Source organism: Plantibacter sp. H53 (assembly GCF_001650455.1).
In the GTDB taxonomy this organism is placed as follows: domain Bacteria; phylum Actinomycetota; class Actinomycetes; order Actinomycetales; family Microbacteriaceae; genus Plantibacter; species Plantibacter flavus_A.
In genome coordinates this window covers 26,910-44,681 of record NZ_LWCT01000007.1, presented here as the reverse complement: position 1 = coordinate 44,681, position 17,772 = coordinate 26,910, and the positions used below count along the sequence as shown (strand labels likewise).

General features: G+C 68.6%; 13 protein-coding genes. 5 read left to right on the top strand and 8 right to left on the bottom strand.

The annotated features are described in order from the left end of the window. Positions 1-3: 3 nt before the first annotated feature. The 4 genes from A4X17_RS05585 to A4X17_RS05570 are packed head-to-tail and all read left to right on the top strand — an operon-like array spanning position 4 to position 5,381. Positions 4-936 (top strand): carbohydrate ABC transporter permease, encoded by a 933-nt coding sequence (locus A4X17_RS05585; protein WP_064294678.1) that lies wholly within the window; start codon positions 4-6, stop codon positions 934-936. A gap of 19 nt (positions 937-955) precedes the next feature. After that, positions 956-1,807, top strand: coding sequence for a carbohydrate ABC transporter permease (locus A4X17_RS05580; RefSeq protein WP_064294677.1), 852 nt, complete (start codon positions 956-958; stop codon positions 1,805-1,807). After that, positions 1,804-4,077, top strand: coding sequence for a glycoside hydrolase family 3 N-terminal domain-containing protein (locus tag A4X17_RS05575; protein ID WP_064294676.1), 2,274 nt, complete (start codon positions 1,804-1,806; stop codon positions 4,075-4,077). The genes A4X17_RS05580 and A4X17_RS05575 overlap by 4 nt, the downstream gene beginning before the upstream one ends. Beyond that, complete coding sequence (locus A4X17_RS05570) at positions 4,065-5,381, top strand: glycoside hydrolase family 125 protein (protein WP_082915947.1); 1,317 nt, start codon at positions 4,065-4,067, stop codon at positions 5,379-5,381. The genes A4X17_RS05575 and A4X17_RS05570 overlap by 13 nt, the downstream gene beginning before the upstream one ends. A gap of 18 nt (positions 5,382-5,399) precedes the next feature. Here A4X17_RS05570 and A4X17_RS05565 read toward each other — a convergent pair whose 3' ends face one another. Further along, a complete protein-coding gene (locus tag A4X17_RS05565; RefSeq protein ID WP_082915946.1) occupies positions 5,400-6,074 on the bottom strand; it encodes a suppressor of fused domain protein in 675 nt (224 codons plus the stop codon). Between the two features lie 158 nt (positions 6,075-6,232). On the opposite strand from A4X17_RS05565, the gene A4X17_RS05560 reads away from it, so the two are divergent. After that, positions 6,233-7,870: a PAS domain-containing sensor histidine kinase gene (locus A4X17_RS05560; RefSeq protein WP_064294675.1), complete on the top strand. Its 1,638-nt coding sequence runs from the start codon at positions 6,233-6,235 to the stop codon at positions 7,868-7,870. 188 nt (positions 7,871-8,058) lie between these two features. On the opposite strand, the gene A4X17_RS05555 is transcribed toward A4X17_RS05560, so the two are convergent. The 7 genes from A4X17_RS05555 to A4X17_RS05525 all read right to left on the bottom strand — a co-directional run bounded on the left by A4X17_RS05555 (position 8,059) and on the right by A4X17_RS05525 (position 17,561). Beyond that, positions 8,059-11,277 carry a glycoside hydrolase family 2 TIM barrel-domain containing protein gene (locus A4X17_RS05555; protein WP_197479023.1) on the bottom strand — a complete coding sequence of 1,073 codons (3,219 nt, stop codon included), beginning with the start codon at positions 11,275-11,277 and terminating at the stop codon, positions 8,059-8,061. A gap of 58 nt (positions 11,278-11,335) precedes the next feature. Further along, positions 11,336-11,749, bottom strand: a complete 414-nt coding sequence (locus A4X17_RS05550; protein ID WP_064294673.1) for an RbsD/FucU family protein — start codon at positions 11,747-11,749, stop codon at positions 11,336-11,338. Next, a complete protein-coding gene (locus tag A4X17_RS05545; protein ID WP_064294750.1) occupies positions 11,746-12,804 on the bottom strand; it encodes an aldo/keto reductase in 1,059 nt (352 codons plus the stop codon). Before A4X17_RS05545 ends, A4X17_RS05550 begins: the two co-directional genes overlap by 4 nt. 96 nt (positions 12,805-12,900) lie before the next feature. After that, complete coding sequence (locus A4X17_RS05540; protein WP_064294672.1) at positions 12,901-14,451, bottom strand: alpha-L-fucosidase; 1,551 nt, start codon at positions 14,449-14,451, stop codon at positions 12,901-12,903. Positions 14,452-14,474: 23 nt separating this feature from the next. Then, positions 14,475-15,344 carry a carbohydrate ABC transporter permease gene (locus A4X17_RS05535; RefSeq protein WP_064294671.1) on the bottom strand — a complete coding sequence of 290 codons (870 nt, stop codon included), beginning with the start codon at positions 15,342-15,344 and terminating at the stop codon, positions 14,475-14,477. Further along, positions 15,337-16,182 (bottom strand): carbohydrate ABC transporter permease, encoded by an 846-nt coding sequence (locus tag A4X17_RS05530; RefSeq protein ID WP_231884295.1) that lies wholly within the window; start codon positions 16,180-16,182, stop codon positions 15,337-15,339. The genes A4X17_RS05535 and A4X17_RS05530 overlap by 8 nt, the downstream gene beginning before the upstream one ends. Positions 16,183-16,292: 110 nt before the next feature. After that, positions 16,293-17,561 carry an ABC transporter substrate-binding protein gene (locus tag A4X17_RS05525; protein ID WP_064294669.1) on the bottom strand — a complete coding sequence of 423 codons (1,269 nt, stop codon included), beginning with the start codon at positions 17,559-17,561 and terminating at the stop codon, positions 16,293-16,295. Positions 17,562-17,772: the final 211 nt, after the last annotated feature.

Sequence of the window (17,772 nt, the reverse complement as noted above, 5' to 3'; positions counted from 1 at the left end):
ATCATGACCGTGCTCGAAGTCACCCCCACGACGGGACGACCCGTCTCCGCCCGACCACCTGGCGCTCGTCCGCGTCGCTCTCCGCTCCGGGAGCGCTTCCCCGGCCTCGCCCTCCCGGCCCTCATCTGGTACGCGGTCTTCATGATCGGGCCGGTCGTCGCGATCTTCGTGATCGCCTTCCTACGCTGGCCGGGGATGCTCGAAACCCCGTCGTTCGCGGGCCTGGACAACTTCAGCGTCGTCTTCGCGGACGCCACCTTCTGGGCCGCCCTCGGCAACTCCGCCGTCCAGATCGTCGTCGGACTCCCGATCATGATCGTGCTGGCCTTCCTCCTCGCCTTCTACGTCGTCCAGAAGCCCCGTGGGCACCGCGTCCTGCGGTACATCCTGTTCATCCCTGCGCTGATCTCGGCGCCGGCGACCGCCATGGTGTTCTACGCCATGCTCAACCCGGACGGACTCGTCAACGGCCTGCTCGCGCCGCTCGGCCTGGCGGGCAACGCCTGGCTGGCCGACCCGTCGACCGCGCTCGGCGCCATCATCGCCGTGGAGCTGTGGAGCGGCATCGGCTACTCGGCCGTGCTCATCGCCGCCCGTCTCGACGGCGTCGACGCGGAGATCGTGCAGGCGGCCCGTGTGGACGGCGCGAGCGACTGGCGCATCGCCTGGCGCATGTACTGGCCCATCGCCCGCGACTTCATCGGCGTGGTCACCATGCTCCAGTTCCTGTCGCTGCTGTTCAACTCGGCGCAGACGGTCCTCCTCCTCACCCAGGGCGGACCGGGCACCTCGACGATGACGCTGTCGTACCTCATCTACAGCAAGGCGTTCGTCGAGACGGACCTCGGCTACAGCCAGGCGGTCGGTGTGGTCCTGTTCGTCCTCGGGCTGCTCGGCATGTGGCTGATCCGCCGGACCCTGCGCGCCACCCACTGATCGGACCAAGGAGACTCTCATGGCATCACGCACCGTCCTCCCCCTCCGTGATCGGTTGGGGTCCCTCACGAGCGGCACCCTCGCCTGGCTGTACGCGGCGATCCTACTCATCCCCTTCTACTACTTCATCTCGTCGTCCTTCAAGACGAACGAGGAGATCTTCGAGTCGCCGCTGGCGCTGCCGACATCGTGGGACCTCTCGAACTTCGCCACCGCGTTCCGGCAGGCGGACCTCGGGCTCGCGATCGCGAACTCGGCGCTCACCACGGTCAGTGCACTCGTGCTCACCCTGCTGCTCGCCCTCCCCGCGGCGTTCGCGCTCGCACGGGCGCAGGGCCGGCTCGGGAAGGTCATCGAGAACGTCTTCAACCTCGGCTTCCTGATCCCCGCCTTCGCGGCGTTGTTCCCGACGTTCCTCCTCGCCGCCGCCGTCGGGCTGTTCCACACCCGCACCTTCGTCGTGCTGCTGCTCCCGGCCACCGCGCTCCCGCTGTCGATCGTGATCCTCACCGCGTTCATGCGGACCATCCCGCGCGAACTCGAGGAGGCCGCGTCCATGGACGGCGCATCCACCCTGCAGGTCCTGCGTCAGGTGTACCTCCCGATCTGCATCCCCGGCATCGCCACGGTGCTCCTGCTGAACTTCCTGTCGTTCTGGAACGCCTACCTCTATCCGCTGATCCTCATCGGCCCCGACACCGCCCAACGCACGATCCAGGTCGCGTTACCGACGCTCAAGGTCGACGCCGGCACCGACTACGGTGTCCTCATGGCCGGAACCCTGCTCACCCTGCTTCCGGTCTACCTCGTCTACACGGTCCTCCAGAAGCAGATGCAGAAGGCGTTGGTGTCGGGAGCGGTCAAGGGATGACGCGGTCGTCGGCCGAGCTGAGCCTGCGCGAGCGGGTCGGCCAGATCAACCAGCGTCTCAAGGGGTGGGAGGCCGTCGAATGGGTCGACGGCGCCCCGCGCGTCACCGACGTGCTCCGGCGCGAGGTCGACCGGTGGGGTGGGATCGGCGCGATCTACGGCGTCCTGCGTGCCGACCCGTGGTCGCAGGTGCGGTGGGAGAACGGCGTCCCGCCCGAACGGAGCGCCGAGGCCTACGCGGCGGTGCAGGAGGTGGTGCGAACCCGCGGATCCGGCCTCCCGACGCTCTTCGTCGAGGAGGTCCCGCACGGCCTCATGGCGCTCGGCGGCACCACGCTCCCGGTGAACCTCGCACTCGGTGCCGGGATGGACGTCGACCTCGTCGAAGGCCTCGGCGCCGAGGTGGCCGCCGAGGCCCGGGCGCGAGGCACGCACGTGGCGCTCGTCTCCGGGCTCGACGTGCTGCGGGATCCGCGCTGGGGTCGTGCGGAGGAGTGCTTCAGCGAGGATCCGGCGCTGGCGGCGCTGCTCGTGGAGGCGACCGTGCGGGGCATGCAGGGGCGGAACCCGCACGGGCAGCTCGCCCACGACCGCATCGCCGTGGTCGCGAAGCACCTCGCCGGGCAGGGTGCCGGCATCGGCGGCCGGAACGGATCCGGTGCTCCGATCGGACGCCGCGAGCTCGGTGAGATCCATCTACGGCCGGCGTACGTCGCTGCTCGGGCCGGCGTGTCCGGGTTCATGGCGGCGTACAACGACATCGACGGTGTCCCGTGCAGTGCCAACGCGGACCTCCTCACCGGGGTCCTCCGCGAGGACTGGGGATGGGAGGGGATCGTCATGGCCGACGGCACGGCGGTGGACCGGTTGCGCGACAGTACGCCCGATCCGGCGAGCGCCGCGGCACTCGCCATCACAGCGGGGGTCGATCTGAGTCTGTGGGACGAGGCCTTCACGCACGTGGAGGAGGCGGTCGGACGCGGACTCCTCGATCAGGCGCTCGTGACCCGTGCCGCCGACCGGGTCCTCGCGCTGAAGCGGCGTGTCGGCCTGCTCGAGGAAGCGCAGCCGGAACACGCCGTCGCAGGTCCGGCCGAAGGTCGCTCTCCGAGGGAGTTCCTCGAACTCGCTCACCGCGCGGCGGTGCAGTCCTGCGTCCTCGTGCAGGACGATGGCGTCCTCCCGCTCTCCGCGTCCGCGGTCGTCGCCGTGATCGGCCCGAACGCCGACGATCTCGAAGCCCAGCTCGGTGACTACACGCCGCCGCGGCGGGACGACGACCCGCAGGCCTCCACGGTGCGATCCGCACTCGAGGCACGGCACGGTACGGGCCACGTGCGATACGCGCAGGGTGCCTCGCACCGTTCCCGGCTTCCCGGTGACGCCGCGGAACAGGTGGACGCGGCGCTGTCCGGGGCGGACGCCGCGGTCGTCGTGTTGGGTGGGACGAGTCGACGACGCTACGACGACGAGTTCGCCGACAACGGCGCCGTCGACGGCCCCGCTCCCGACACCACCAACGGCGAGGGTGTCGACCTCGCGCGCCTCGCCCTACCCGAGTCGCAACTCGACCTCCTCCGTGCCGCTCGGGCAGCCGTCCCCGTCGTGATCGCGGTGCTGATCGACGGCCGCCCGCGCCCGCTCGAGCCACTCGTCGCGCTGGCCGACGCACTGATCGTCGCCCCGTTCCCCGGCCCGAACGGTGGTGCGGCGATCGTCGACGTCCTCGCGACCGGCGTCGGTGGCGGGTTGCTCCCGGCGACCTTCCCCTCGACCGACGGCGTGTGGCCCGTCGCGCACGACGAGCGTCGAGAGACGGCCCGCGGCTACGTCGACGCCCGCCATCCCGTGGGCGGACTGTTCGGCAGTGGCGCCTCCGCCGTGTCGGTCCGGCTGCGTCCCGTCGAAGCGACGCTCACCGCGGAGGCGCTGCGCGAGGGGGGCACGGTCACGCTGACCGCCGACCTCGTCAACGACACCGATCGGACGGTCTCCGTGCCGGTGCCGCTCTACGGCCGCCGCCATGAGCTCGGCCTCCGTCCGCGCCGGCGCAGTGTGCTCGCGGTCGAACGGGTCGAGGTCGCTGCCCGGTCGACGGCCGCGGTCGCGTTCACCCTCGGTCTCGATGGACTCGGGTCCTGGGCGGATGGTCGTCCGGTGCCGGCTCCCGCGGAGGTGGTCGCCTGGACGGACCCGAGCCACGACCCTCCGTCCGACGCCCTCGTCGTGCGGATCACCGATCAGGAAGGAGACACCGGATGGGGACACTGACCCCCTTCGCCCCGGACGCCCGCACCCGTGAGCTGCTCGCCGACGCGGCCGTGGAGGTGGGACGGGTCACCGACGGCCGCATCGGCGACCTGGTCGGCCGGGCGCTGCTCGCCACGCTCACCGAGACCGTCGGCGTCGATCCGGCGGGACGGGTGTTCGTCATCACGGGCGACATCCCGGCGATGTGGCTCCGCGACTCGACGACCCAGCTCACCCCGTATCTGCGGTTCGTCGAACGCAGTGGGCAATTGGCCGACCTCGTGGAGCAGGTGGTCCGCCGGCAGTTCGGGTTCATCGCCCACGACCCGTACGCGAACGCGTTCAACGACGGACCGACGGGTGCCCGCTACGATCCCGCGGACGTGTGCGAGGATCCCGAGGTCTGGGAGCAGAAGTACGAGGTCGACAGTCTCGCCTACCCGGTCACCCTCGCTCACGCGCTGTGGCGCCGGACCGGACGGACCGGATTCCTCCTCGACGCCCCGGCACCCGAGGTCCTGCGGACGGTCGTCGATCAGCTTCGCGCCGAGCAACAGCACGAGACGTCTCCGTACCGGTTCGAACGGATGACCACCATCCCCACCGAGACGCTGCCGCGTGGCGGCCGGGGTTCCGCGGTCGCGCACACCGGCATGACCTGGAGCGGATTCCGCCCGTCCGACGACGCATGCACGTTCGGGTTCAACATTCCGGCCAACCTCTTCGCCGCGGAAGCTCTCCTCTCGCTCGCCGAGATCGCGACCGAGGTGCTCGAGGACATGCCGTTGGCCGAGGATGCCCGCGCCCTGTCCGCCGAACTCGTCGCCGGCGTCCGGGCGCACGGGATCGTTCCCGGGCCGGACGGGGTCCCGATCTACGCCTACGAAGTCGACGGGCTCGGGGGCAGCCTCATCATGGACGACGCGAACACGCCGTCGTTGCTCTCGCTCCCCCTGATCGCACCGACCGTCCTCGACCCGGACGTGTGGGCGACCACACGTGACGTCGTGCTGAGTCCGGCGAACCCGTACTGGTTCGAGGGCTCGGTGTTGCGCGGCGTCGGCAGTCCGCACACCCGTGATCGGCGGGTCTGGCCCATCGCACTCGCCGTCGAAGGACTGGTGGGCACCCCGGCCGACCGTCGCCGTCTGCTGCGCATGATCGCCGACACGGATGCCGGAACGGGCCGCGTGCACGAGAGCATCGACGTCGATGATCCCGCCGTCTTCTCACGCCCCTGGTTCTCCTGGGCCGAGTCGATGTTCTGCGAACTCGCCCTCACGGTCGTGGACGACGAGCGATCGCGCCCGACGCGCTTCGCCTGACGCGGTTCGCCTGACGACTCAGCGGCGCTCCGGGTCGGTGATCAGCAGCGCGTTGTCCGTTGCGAGACGCTCCAGCACCTCGTCCGTCGTCGACCGCTTCGCCTCCTCGACATCGGTGTCGGTCAGCGCGACGGCCTGCCAGAAGGCGACCCGGCCGTTCGGCGTCTCGATGGGTTCGACCACCGGGTCGAGTCTGACGGCGAGCGTCGTGAGGGCACCGTCGGGGTCGTCGGTCACGCCGTTCGCGAGTCGGATGCGATCCCCCAACCACAGCTCCTGCGGTCCGCTGCGCACGTACTGCGCCAGCACGACGAGCGCACGGTACGGCCATTCAGGCGGGGTCTCCTCGGTCGGTGACCGGCGCACGCGCATGGTCAGCTCGTATCCGAAGCCACTGGTCGTCGGATCGTCGGAGTCCTTGCCCCACAGCTCCGTGAGCCCGTAGGTGACGTAGAACCAGTGGTCGGGCCCGGGGAGCGCCGAACACCCCTGCAGGGCGGACCCGAAGTGCAGGCCGGGCGAGTAGGCGACGTGGAATTCACGGGCCCCGGGGTGGTGCTGCGAGACCGCCTGCGTGACGGCGTCCCATCCCCGCTCGTCGAGGTCGTCGAGATCGGCTGGGCCGGCCGCCGCGGGATCGGGCGCGGCGGGCGGCGTCGGTGGCTGCTGGCGTTTGCGTCGGAAGAAGCCCATGCGACGAGTGTAGGCATCGGTCACTCGGACACGCCCATCGAGGTGGACGCGCGCGCCGACTGGCCCGTCGGATGAGGCGGATCACGGGTGCCGTCCATCGGTCGCGGCGGCGATACAGTGAATTTGCCCGACACCGGGCGGGACACCTGGGAGGCCCGATGCCACGTTGGATCGAAGGCACCGAGCGCCACCCGCGGCTCGGCCTGCTGAGCCGGAGTCAGGGACCGCTGGCGCTGGGGGTCGGGATCGTCACGGCGATCGTCGGCATCACCAGTCCGGCCGTCCTCCGTGTCACCGAACTCCAACTGGCGTGGGCCGTGATGGGACTCGCGCTCGTCGCCACGCTCGTGCTTCCGTGGGAGCGGATCGCCCGCCCGTGGGCGCTCACCCTGGTCAGCGCAGACCTCGCCGTCGTGGGACTCGTGAACCATGCGGTGTCCCCCGTCCTCGGCGCCTCGATCGTACTGCTCGCCTTCCCCGTGCTCTGGCTGTCCTACAGCTTCGGACGCCTCGGCGTCGTCCTCGCTCTCGTGGGGAGCGTGCTCGTCGTCTGGCTGCCCGGCCTGCTGTACGGCGAGGCTCCCGAGAGCACGCAGGACCGGAGCGAGCTCGTCGCGCTCACCCTGCTGCTCGTGCTGGTCATCCTCGCCGTCGGCCTGCAGTCGCAACGGTTCGAACGCGCTCAGGCGAGCGTGCGGGCCGAAGGCGAAGCGAAGGTCGAAGCCTTGGAGCGGCAGAACCGGCTGGCCGTGATGCTCCGCACCGTCGCCGACGAGGTGAACGTCGGACTGGTCTTCTTCGACGAACACGGCACCGAGATCCTCAACAACCGACTCGCCGTCGAACTCGCGACACTGGCCGGCTACGACGCGTCGACCGGGGGTGCCCGCTTCATCTGGGCGGCGGACGGTCTCACCCCGCTGGCGGTGGAGGACCAACCGGTCCTGCGGGTCCTCGACGGACAGGACGTCCGCGACTTCTTCTACTGGGTGGGGCCTCCCGGCAGGCAACGAGCCCTCGTCGCGAACGGTCGGCCGGTCAGTGGCGCGGACGGGGCACCGAACGGGGCGGTCCTCGTCGGACAGGACGTGACCGAGCTCACCGAAGCCGTCCGGATGCGCACCGAGTCACTGACGAGCCTGAGCCACGAACTGCGGACGCCCCTCACGAGCATCCTCGGCTATCTCGACATGCTCGACGACGACACGGACGTCGTAGCCCGGGTGCAAGCCCAGCTCGCCGTCGTCCGCCGGAGCGCCGATCATCTCGGGCGTCTGGCTGAACAGTTCCTCGCAGCGAGCGCACCCCACCTGGAGATCACCGACGAACCCGTCGACCTCAGCGCCATCGTGCTGGAGGCGGCCGACGAGCGACGACGGCTCGGCCTGCCCGACGGCGTGGAGCTGCGCACCGCTGCCGTGCCGACGCTGCAGCTCGTCGGCGATCGAGCACGCCTCCGGGAGTTGCTCTCGATCATGCTCGACAACGCGGTGACCTACACCCGCGCCGGCGAGATCTTCCTGAGCGTGCGCTCGGACGGCGTGGATGCGATCATCCGCGTCACCGACACGGGGATCGGCATCCCGGCGGACGAACTCACCCGGGTCTTCGAACGGTTCCACCGAGCCGGGAACGTGCGCGAGGAGACGATCCGCGGCTCGGGCCTCGGACTCACCATCGCCAGATCCATCGCGCACGCGCACCGCGGCACGATCGAGGCCTTCTCCACCGGAGACCCCGGAACGACCTTCATCGTCCGACTCCCGCTGGCCCGCCGGAACCGCTCGGCCGGCTGACACCGCCGACGAGGCGTCAGCGCGCCGGGGTCGTCGCTCTCGTCGGAGACAGCGATCAGGACCGGGACCCATGCACGTGCGCCGAACTCATCGCTGGCCACGTCCAGGCTGGTCGTCACGTCCGCGAAACGAGAGTCAAACCGGGAACCGGCGAGCAGCACGTGTCCGGCGCACCCCTGGGGGCACGGTCAGCGGAGGGGTGACCGCGCCAGTACCGCGGGGTCCTGACCCTCGCGGAGAGGAAGCAGGCTGTAGAGCACACGGTACGGGCCCTTCGCCGGTGTGTTGCTGTACTGCTCCGGGCGGGTAAGCAGGTCCCAGTTCCCGCCCTGCACCCCTTCCTGCGCTGCGTCCACGCGGACGACGGTCCGCCAGGATGCGGGCACCTCGTGCCAGTGGCGATGTCCCGCGAGCTCGTCAGGACTGTTCGGCTGGGCGTTGAGATACATGCTTCCCTCAGCCACGATCAGCACACCGCTGCCGGCGTCGTCGGTCAGCGTCGCCCAGCGGGTGTCGGCTTTGTTCCCGGTGTCCTGCGGTCGGCTGTATCTCGTGATCTGGTCCGCGACCCTCCCCGAGTATCGGCCGAAGAACGCAGAGCTGTGCCGGTCGGCGGTCGACTCCCATGGCCCCCGTCCGTACCACTCGAGGTTCGCGAGTTCGGGCCGGAGCCCGAAGGTGGTCCCGACGACCTGCGGATTGGGCGTGTCAGGCACGGGTTCGAACGTCGACAGCACGTCCACCTGCCCGTCGCCATGGATCGTGTAGACGATGGACTGCGGCGAGGTCGTGATGCGCTGGCTCGGACGGAACGGCACCGTGGTCGTGACGGTACCGTTCACGATGATGCGGACCGCGCCGGGCATGTGGGTCGTCTCGACCGAGCTGACGGCCCAGGCCTCGCCGACACCACGCCAGGGCAGCGACGGCTCCGGGTGGGTCTCCCTGAACTCCGGGATGGACAGCTCGGGGTCGTTCGGGGCACGCCAGTATTTCGGCATGAGGCCGCTCGCGAGCAGCTCCCGCTCGTCGTATCGCAGCGACGTCATCCGCCCCGTCGTGCGGTCGACGGTGACCGAGAAGGCGGTCCCGTGGACCTCGATCAAGCCATCGCTCTCCTGGAGTCGAGGCGCTGCTGCGTCCGACACAGCTGGCGGTTCCGGCGCAGCCCCCGGCACGGGGAGGGCGAACTGGGCTCGGGCGACGACGTGGCCTGCTGGCGCCCACCGAGTCGGTGCGTCGAGCTCGATCGAGAGCTCGAGTCGGTACTCGGCTCGGTGACGCCGCTCCGCCGGCAGTTCGCACGGCAGGATGACCTCCGTACGCTGCGACGGCCCGATCGACAGTGCAGTGCCGATGATCGTCCCGCTGCTGACGGCTCGACCGTCCTCGGTGACCGCCCACCGCAATCGGTGCTCGTCCAGGCTCGTGAACAGGTACTCGTTCGTGATCGCGACGACCCAGCTGTCAGGATCCAGGAGCGTCATGCTCACCGGCTGATGCGCCAGCTTGGCCTCCTGCAGCTTCGGCGTCGGCGTGCGGTCGGCGAGCACCAGCCCACTCATATGGGCTCCTTCCTCATTGGGATCGTCGCCCCAGTCGCCGCCGTAGGCGAGGAATTCCTCCCCCGGCCGCCCCGGCACGTCCCACCACAGTCCCTTGTCGGCCCAGTCCCAGAGGAAGCCCCCGAGCACCTGGCCGGGGTGTTGCCGGATCGCGTTCCAGGTCTCGTCGAGATAGCCGGAGGTGTTGCCCTGGCTGAACGCGTACTCGACGAGGAGGTACGGCCTCGGGTCTCGGGTCGCTCGCTCGATCAGCTGCGGGACCGGTGGGTAGAAGTCGCCGTCGAAGTCGGAGTGGTCCGATGGGACGATCGGCGAACCGGAGCCGGTCGAATCCTGATAGCTGACCGGCCGTGACGGGTCGTAGGCCTTGGCCCAGTCGTACATGGCCCGCAGATTCGAACCGACGCCCGATTCGTTGCCGATCGACCACGCGATCACGCAGGGATGGTTCTTGTCCCGGTCGACCATGTTCCGCATGCGCCAGAGCAGTGGTGCTCGGAGCTCGGGTCGATCTCCCGGGATGTTCGGCCGTCCGTCGCCGTCGACGCGGTTGATGTGGGTCTCGTTGTTCGCCTCGTCGAAGATGTAGAGCCCGTACTCGTCGGCGAGCTCGTACCACCGGGGGTCGTTCGGGTAGTGGGAAGTGCGGACGGCGTTGATGTTGTTCCGCTTCATCAGGGTGATGTCGGCGACCATGTCGTCCAGGCTGAGGGTGCGACCGGTCCGCGGGTTCCACTCGTGTCGGTTGACGCCTCGGATCGAGAGCGGCCGGCCGTTGATCAGGAACACGCCGTCGACGATCTCGACGCGTCGGAACCCCACGCGGGTGGACACGCGATCGACGACCGAACCGTCCGCATCCACCAGTTCCACGACGAGGGTGTACAGCTCCGGGTGCTCGGCCGTCCAGAGCCGAGGCGGCCGCACGGACTCCGCCAGCGTGGCGGACACTCCCCCTTCGGACGTCTCCGATGAAACGGATGCGGCGCGCGACCAGAGCTGTGGCGCGTCGACGTCCGTCCCGTCGAACAGCGTCCCCCGCGCCTGGAGGCGCTCTCCGTGAAGCTCGCCTGAACCGTCCTGTACCTCGACGTCCAGCTCGAGTGTCGCCTCGGACCAGTCGTCCGCGAGCGGAGTCCTGACCGTGAAGTCACGGACGAACACGGACGGCCTGGAGAGCAGGTTGACACTCCGGAAGATGCCGGAGAGTCGGACGTTGTCCTGGTTCTCCAGGTAGGACCCGGTCGACCATCGGTACACCTCGACGGCGAGCACGTTGGACCCCGCGCGCAGGTGCGGCGTCAGCTCGAACTCCCCGCGGGTGTAACTGTCCTCGCGATAGCCGAGGGGATGACCGTTGATCCAGACGGTGTACGCCGACTCCACGCCCTCGAATTGGAGGAACGTCCGCCGACCGTCCCAGTCCGCTGGGAGTTCGAAGCTCGTCCGGTACTGTCCGACCGGGTTGTAGCGGGTCGGGGCGTGCGGGTAGTCGCCGGTCGGAAGCGGCTGCTCGTGGTGGCCGTTCGCGCCGGTCCACGGCAGCACGGTGTTGACCCCGATCGGGAAGTCGTACCCGTGCACCTGCCAGCTCGCGGGGACGGGGAGGAGGTCCCAGTCCGAGTCGTCGACGTCCTCCCGCTCGAAGTCGGGCATCCGGGATGCGGGGTCCGGGGACCAGCGGAACCGCCAGTCACCGTCCAGGCTGAGCCTGAACGGCGAGGCGGAGCGGTCCGCCCGCACCGCACTCGCCAGGCTGTCATACGTGACCAGCGTGGCGTGTGCGGGTTCGGTCCCCCGCTCATACACGGCAGGGTCGTTCCATTCGGGTGTCGCGTTCATGGTCTCCTCGGATGCGATCCGGTGTTGCAACATCGATAGGGGTGGTCGGTTTCCGGCGTCAGCGCAGGCCGATCGTGAGCAGGAGATTCCCGTACAGACGTTCGTCTCCGGTCGCGATGACGACGCCGACGTCCGGGGATCGCACGCGGTCGTAGAACGCGAAGCGCTCGACCCGCTCGATCGGCACCTCGGAGCCCAGTGCCCGGGCGTAGTCGTCCTGCGCGGGGGCCTCGACGCCGGGCGGGGTCTGCATGACGGTCGCCGACTCGACGTTCACGACCGTGAGCACGGCGTCGAGCACCGTCGTGACGTCCAGCAGGCCGGGGCGAAGGTTGAGATGGATGAGTCGTGCGCCTGGACGGGTCCCGGTCAGGTAGGGGTAGTTGCCGTCGGCGATGAGGACCCCGGAGCCGTGGCCCGACGACGCGAGCGCTTCGAGCAGCGGCGGGTGGACGAGTGGGCCGGTGATCACGCGGACGCTCCAGCCGTCGCAGGGACCGTCGCGCCGTCTGCGGCGTAACCGTGCCATCCCGGGATCGTCCCGTCGACGTCCCACAGCTCGAGCCAGCTGTCGGCGCCCGGCCAGAGGAACACCTGACCCTTGATGAGTCGGTTGTTCCGTTCTGCTGACCGCAACTCCTCCAGCTCGGCAGGGGTCAGGGGGTCTTCGATCACGGCTTGCAGGTTGGCGACGAACTGCGACGCCTTCACCGAGAACGGGATCGGGATCTGACCGCGCTGCACCGCCCATTTGAGGCAGACGAGCGCCGGATGGACGCCGTGCGCGCGGGCGATCGATGCGACGACGGGGTGGTCCATGTCGGAGACGTCGGAGTCGATGCGGTCACGATCCGGTCGCGACGGCGACCCGAGGGGAGAGTAGCCCACCGGCTGGATGCCGTGGTCGAGGCAGAACCGGAACAGCTCGGGCTGCTGGAAGCACGGGTGCAGCTCCATCTCGTTCAGCGCGGGGCGGATCCGCGCATCGGAGATGATGGCCGTGAGCTTGGGGATGGTGACGTTCGAGGTCCCGAGGTGCCGGACGACCCCCTCGTCGACCAGGCTCTCGAGGGCATGCCAGAGCGCCATGAACTCCTCATGGAGGTAGGGGCGCGCGTGCTGGTCGCGGTCGGCCGCGTCCGCGAACGGTGCGTGGTGGTTCGGGAACGGCCAGTGCACGAAGACGGCGTCGAGGGTGTCGAGTCGGAGATCCCGGAGGGATCGTCGGACCGAGGCGATCGCGGCCGCCGGCTCGTGGGCGTCGTTCCACACCTTCGACATGACGAAGAGCTCCTCGCGCGGCACACCGCGGGCGATCTCCTCCTCGAGCACGGCACCGACCTGCGCCTCATTGCCGTACACCGAGGCGCAGTCGATCAGGCGGTATCCGGCTCGGATCGCTCCGCCGACCGCCGCCGCCACGTCGTCCGCGCCGTATCGGTCGGACCCGAACGTCCCCATTCCGATCGCCGGTATCGACGCCCCGCTGGCGAGTCGTCGGGTGGGCACGCTGTCGATCTTGATCATGTCTGTGTTCTCCGTTTCATTCGGTTCGAGCGTGGTCACCGGACGGTGCCACCGGAGCGTTCCGCAGCCGTGCACCATCGCCTCGGCGCGCCGCCACTAGATGTTGAGGCCGTGGAAGAAGTCGGTGCGGAGCACCGGGCCCGCGGGCGCCAGCTCGATCCGCACCACGGCGCCACCCGGACCCGTCAGCTCCGAGTCGGTCAGCACGACCTCGAGATGCTCGCGTGTGCGTGTCCACTCGGCGGGTTCCCGTGAGCCGAGGACCCGGACGTCGACGATCGGCCGGTCGAGGAGCCGATAGTCCGAGCCGAAACTGCGGATGCGCATCCGGCCGTCCTCCGGACGGACGAGTCCGATCCCGTAGACGTACTCGTGACCGACCTCGGTCATCCGCGTGAATCGGATGTCCTCGGCGGTGTACACGGCCGCCGCGGCGTCGGTGAACGAGCCGGCGGCGGGTGCGGTCGGCCCTTCCCCGAACACGACCCACGGACGTGAACCGTAGATCGCCTCTCCGTTCACGGCCAACCAGTCGCCGACCGCTTCCAACAACGCGACCTCCTCCTCGGGGATCGTCCCGTCGGGACGCGGACCGACGTTGAGCAGCAGGTTCCCGTTCTTCGAGACGACGTCGACGAGTTCCTGGACGAGCTCGGAGGCGTCCTTGTAGTCGTGCCCCTCCACCCAGCTCCATGAGGTCCGGGACACCGAGGTGTCGTTCTGCCACACCTCCGGTCGAATGCCGTCCATGGTGCCGCGCTCGATGTCGAGGACCGCGGATCCGGGCGCGAACGACTCCCACTTGTAGTTGATCACGACCTCACGTCCCCACTCGGCCGCCCGGTTGTAGTAGTACGCCGCCAGTCTCCGGAGGTAGGGCTCGAACGACGGAGTCTCGATGCCGGTGTCGAAGTACAGGATCTGCGGTCGGTAGGAGTCGATGATCTCGACCGTGCGCAGGAGCCAGTCCTCCAGGAAGCGCTCGGTCGGGTTCGTCTCCTGGCGCATCGCCGGTCCGTAGAGGTCGCTGTAGGCGGGGTCGCGGACGTCGGAGTCGAACGTCGTCCCGTCGTTCATGAAGAACCAGTGTTCGGCCCGGTGGCTCGACGCGCCCGTGACCAGCCACGACTGGTCGACCGCTTCGAGGAGGTCGCCCATCACGTCACGCTGCGGGCCGACCTCGGTCACCTTCCACCGCGAGCGGGCGGTGTCGTACATCGTGTAGCCGTCGTGGTGTTCGGCGACGGGCACCACGAACTGCGCGCCGGCGCGTTTGAACAGTGCAGCCCAGGCCTGCGGGTCGAAGCGCTCCATGCGGAAGTGCGGCAGGAAATCCTTGTATCCGAAGCGGTCGTGCGGGCCGTAGGTCTCCACATGGTGGTCGAAGGCGGGGGTGCCGCGTCGATACATGGTGCGCGAATACCACTCGTTGCCGAACGCCGGCACGGAGAAGGCACCCCAGTGCAGGAACACACCGAACTTGGCGTCGCGGTACCACTGCGGAGCACGGTAGTGCGACAGCGAATCCCAGGTGGCGTCGTACGGACCGGCGTCGATGACGGCATCCACCGCTGCGAGCGCTACACGGTTGTCCGAGACGTCGACCGGTGCCGGCAGGGAGGTGGGGTCGAGCGGTTCGAGGTTCATGGGTCTCCATTCGTGGTCGCGGCTCATCGGCCGCCGAAGGCGCCCGCGCCGATCGCGGCCACCAGTTGTCGTTGGGCGACGGCGACCACGACCACCACCGGGGCGATCGTCATCACACATGCCGCCATCAGCAGTTCCCATTGCGTGCCCGTCTGGGTCGTGAAGCCGGCGATGCCGATGGGGATCGTCCACTTGTCGGAGCTGTTGAGGATGATCAACGGCCACAGGAAGCTGTTCCAGCTGCCGAGGAAGCTGAAGATCGCGAGTACCGAGATGGCCGGTCGCACGAGGGGGACGATGACGCTGGTGAGGATCCGCCAGGTCGAGGCACCGTCGAGCCGGGCCGCCTCCTCCAGTTCCGTTGGGATCTGCAGCATGAACTGCCGGAGCAGGAAGGCGCCGAACGCGCCGAACAGGCCCGGGAGGATGAGCGCGATCCAGGTGTCGGCGAGCCGGACCTGGTCGAAGCCGAGGAAGAGCGGCACGACCGCGACCTCGGCCGGCAGGGTCAGCGTGATGATGAACAGCACGAAGACGGCGCTCCGACCGGGGAACCGCAGCCGGGCGAACGCGAACGCGGTCAGGGTCGCGACGATCAGGGTCAACAGGGTCGAGACGGCGGCCACGACCAGGCTGTTGGTGAGCAGCCGTCCGAAATCGACCTCGACCCACGCGTCCGCGAAGTTCGACCAGAGGACCTCGGAGCCGATGAACGTGATCCGCGCACCGAACACCTCGTTCGCGGGCTTCAACGCGGTGAAGAACGTCCAGATGAGCGGGAACGAGAACACGAGCGCGAACAGCCAAGCGATCGTCGAGTTGGCCACGAACCCGAGCGTGCGTCCCCGGTGACGCCGCCGAGCGCCTCGTACCGCGAGCTGCTGATCAGTCATAGTGCACCCATTTCTTCTGTCCCCAGAGTTGGAACATGGTGAAGATCGCGATGATCACGAACAGGACGGTCGCGATTGCCGACGCGTAGCCGAGCTGGTTGTTGGAGAACGCGGTCTGGTAGAGGTACAGCATGATCGTCATGGTGCTGTTGCCGGGTCCGCCGCCCGTGATCACGTAGGCCTGGGCGAACGTCGACCACGCGCCGATCACGGTCAACACCGTGGTGAAGAAGAGGGCTGGGCTGACGAGCGGGAGGGTGATCGAGAACAGGCGCCGGAACCGACCGGCGCCGTCGATGCGCGACGCGGCGATGACATCGGGGCTGATCGAGTCGAGCCCGGCTCCGAGCACGATCATGTTGTAGCCGAACGACTGCCAGAGCGACACGCCGATCACGACGGCGAGCGCCCAGTTGCCGTCGCTGAGCCATGGGATCGGCGCAAGCCCGACGGCTGCGAGCGCCTGGTTGACGGCCCCGTCCTGCTGGAACAGCAGACGGAACACCGCGGCGTTCGCCACCATCGGCGACAGGGCCGGGATTAGGAAGATCACGCGCAGCCAGTTCCGACCGGCGATGCGGGTCTGCAGCCACATCGCCATCGCCAACGAGATCGCGATGTTCGCCGGAACGTAGACGAGCACGAAGATCGCCGTGACGAGGACGCTGTTGAGGAACTGCGAATCACGGAACAGCCGGGCGTAGTTCTCCCAGCCAGTGAAATCCGTCCCACCGAGCACGGTCGAGTCGGAGAACCCGAGGATCAGCGACGCCAGTTGCGGGACGACGATGAAGACCACCAGCCCGATGAGCCCTGGGAGGACGAATACCCATCCCACCCAACGCGGGCCCCCGAGGGGCCGGCGGCGAGGCCGACCCCTCGGACGCTCCGGTCGGGTGACCGCGCCGTCGGTGACCTCACCCTCCGCGCTGTCGAGACGCACGAACGTCATTGCGCGAGGCCTGCCTTCACCTGTTCGAGCACCTCGGCGACCGTGCGTTGACCGGAGAACGCCTCCACCTCGTACTGCGTCAACAGGGTGTCGAGCTGGGACTGGTTCGCGGGCACCGGAGACGGCGTCGCATCACCGGTCATCTGCCGGATCACCTCGGTGAACTCCGGTGACCCGACATTGGCGGACCAGGCGTCGAGCGAGTCGAGCCGGGCCGGCACGGACGCCTGCGACTTCGTCACCTCGTCGAGACCCGCCTTGCTGGTCATGGCCGTGATGGCCTCGAACGCCTTCTGCTTGTCACCACACGTCTTCGTGATGCCGAAGCCCGAGCCGCCGATGAAGCCCTTCGACTGCCCGTTCGCACTCGGGATGACGGCGATGCCCACGTTGTCCTTACCGAGCGACTCCTGAGCGTGCTGCAGATCCCAGAGCCCCTGCATCTCCATTGCGGACTGGCCGGTGTTGAACGCGTCGATGTCGGGGAACGTTCCGCCGGCGGCCGCCTCGAGCGGCTTCGCGACCTTGTGCACGGTGGCGAGGTCGACGAGCAGTTGCAGCGCGTCGTGGAAGGCCGGGTCGTCGAGCAGCGGACCGTTCTCGTCCGCGTAGGGATGTCCGTCCGCCGCCATCAGCGTGCTGATGGGGTTGGACCCCTGGCCGATCGCGAATCCGTAGACGCCGTCCTTCGTCGTGGCCTTGGCCGCGGCGATGAAGTCGTCGGTGGTCCAGTCGTTCGACGGCTCGGCGACGCCGGCGTCCTTGAACATCTGCTTGTTGTAGAGGATCACGGTCGGACCGGCGTTGAACGGAAGGGCGTAGAGCTCACCGTCCACCCGGAGCTGCTCGAGCATCGCCGAACTGTAGGCCGACAGATCGAGCTTATTCTCCTTCGCCAGTTCGTCGAGCGGCTCCAGCCCCTCGACGTACGGGTTCACCCGCCCGTTCTGGAACGTGACCAGGCAGGGCGCGCTGCTGCTGCGCATCACCGTGGGCAGCTTCGTGTAGTAATCGCCGATCGGCGGTCCGGAGAAGCTCACCGACATCGAGGGGTCGGCGTGCACTCCTCCGGCGATGTAGTCGGCCCACTGCTGTTTGTCGGCCTTCCCACCGACCCAGGTGTACATGGTGAGCGTGTCGCCGTCGAGACCCGACGCCCCACCGTCGGCTCCTGAACATGCGGCGAGCCCGAGCACCAGGGCCCCGGCGGTCGTGGTGACGCCCACGCGCCTCCACCTCCGGGCACCGTTCGTCTGTGTCTGCATACAACTCCTCCTTGAGTGTTTGGGCGAAACGTTACGTTCTCCGTGAATGCTAAGAAAGCGAAATCCACGAGTCAAGCACAGGTGTCGACTTCGAAATCTTTCGTACGGCGGTATCATCAGGGCGATAGGCGTGAGAACATCCGCGTGGCCCATGGTCGAAACGATTCGTGCTGATCAACAAAGGTCGCACGAACAGACGGCCGAGCTGGCC

What these genes read in the sequence shown, in the direction of transcription:
- A4X17_RS05585 (WP_064294678.1), top strand. Translation starts at nt 4, where the DNA reads ATGACCGTGCTCGAAGTCACCCCCACGACGGGACGACCCGTCTCCGCC.
- A4X17_RS05580 (WP_064294677.1), top strand. Translation starts at nt 956, where the DNA reads ATGGCATCACGCACCGTCCTCCCCCTCCGTGATCGGTTGGGGTCCCTC.
- A4X17_RS05575 (WP_064294676.1), top strand. Translation starts at nt 1,804, where the DNA reads ATGACGCGGTCGTCGGCCGAGCTGAGCCTGCGCGAGCGGGTCGGCCAG.
- A4X17_RS05570 (WP_082915947.1), top strand. Translation starts at nt 4,065, where the DNA reads ATGGGGACACTGACCCCCTTCGCCCCGGACGCCCGCACCCGTGAGCTG.
- A4X17_RS05565 (WP_082915946.1), bottom strand. Translation starts at nt 6,074, where the DNA reads ATGGGCTTCTTCCGACGCAAACGCCAGCAGCCACCGACGCCGCCCGCC.
- A4X17_RS05560 (WP_064294675.1), top strand. Translation starts at nt 6,233, where the DNA reads ATGCCACGTTGGATCGAAGGCACCGAGCGCCACCCGCGGCTCGGCCTG.
- A4X17_RS05555 (WP_197479023.1), bottom strand. Translation starts at nt 11,277, where the DNA reads ATGAACGCGACACCCGAATGGAACGACCCTGCCGTGTATGAGCGGGGG.
- A4X17_RS05545 (WP_064294750.1), bottom strand. Translation starts at nt 12,804, where the DNA reads ATGATCAAGATCGACAGCGTGCCCACCCGACGACTCGCCAGCGGGGCG.
- A4X17_RS05540 (WP_064294672.1), bottom strand. Translation starts at nt 14,451, where the DNA reads ATGAACCTCGAACCGCTCGACCCCACCTCCCTGCCGGCACCGGTCGAC.
- A4X17_RS05535 (WP_064294671.1), bottom strand. Translation starts at nt 15,344, where the DNA reads ATGACTGATCAGCAGCTCGCGGTACGAGGCGCTCGGCGGCGTCACCGG.
- A4X17_RS05525 (WP_064294669.1), bottom strand. Translation starts at nt 17,561, where the DNA reads ATGCAGACACAGACGAACGGTGCCCGGAGGTGGAGGCGCGTGGGCGTC.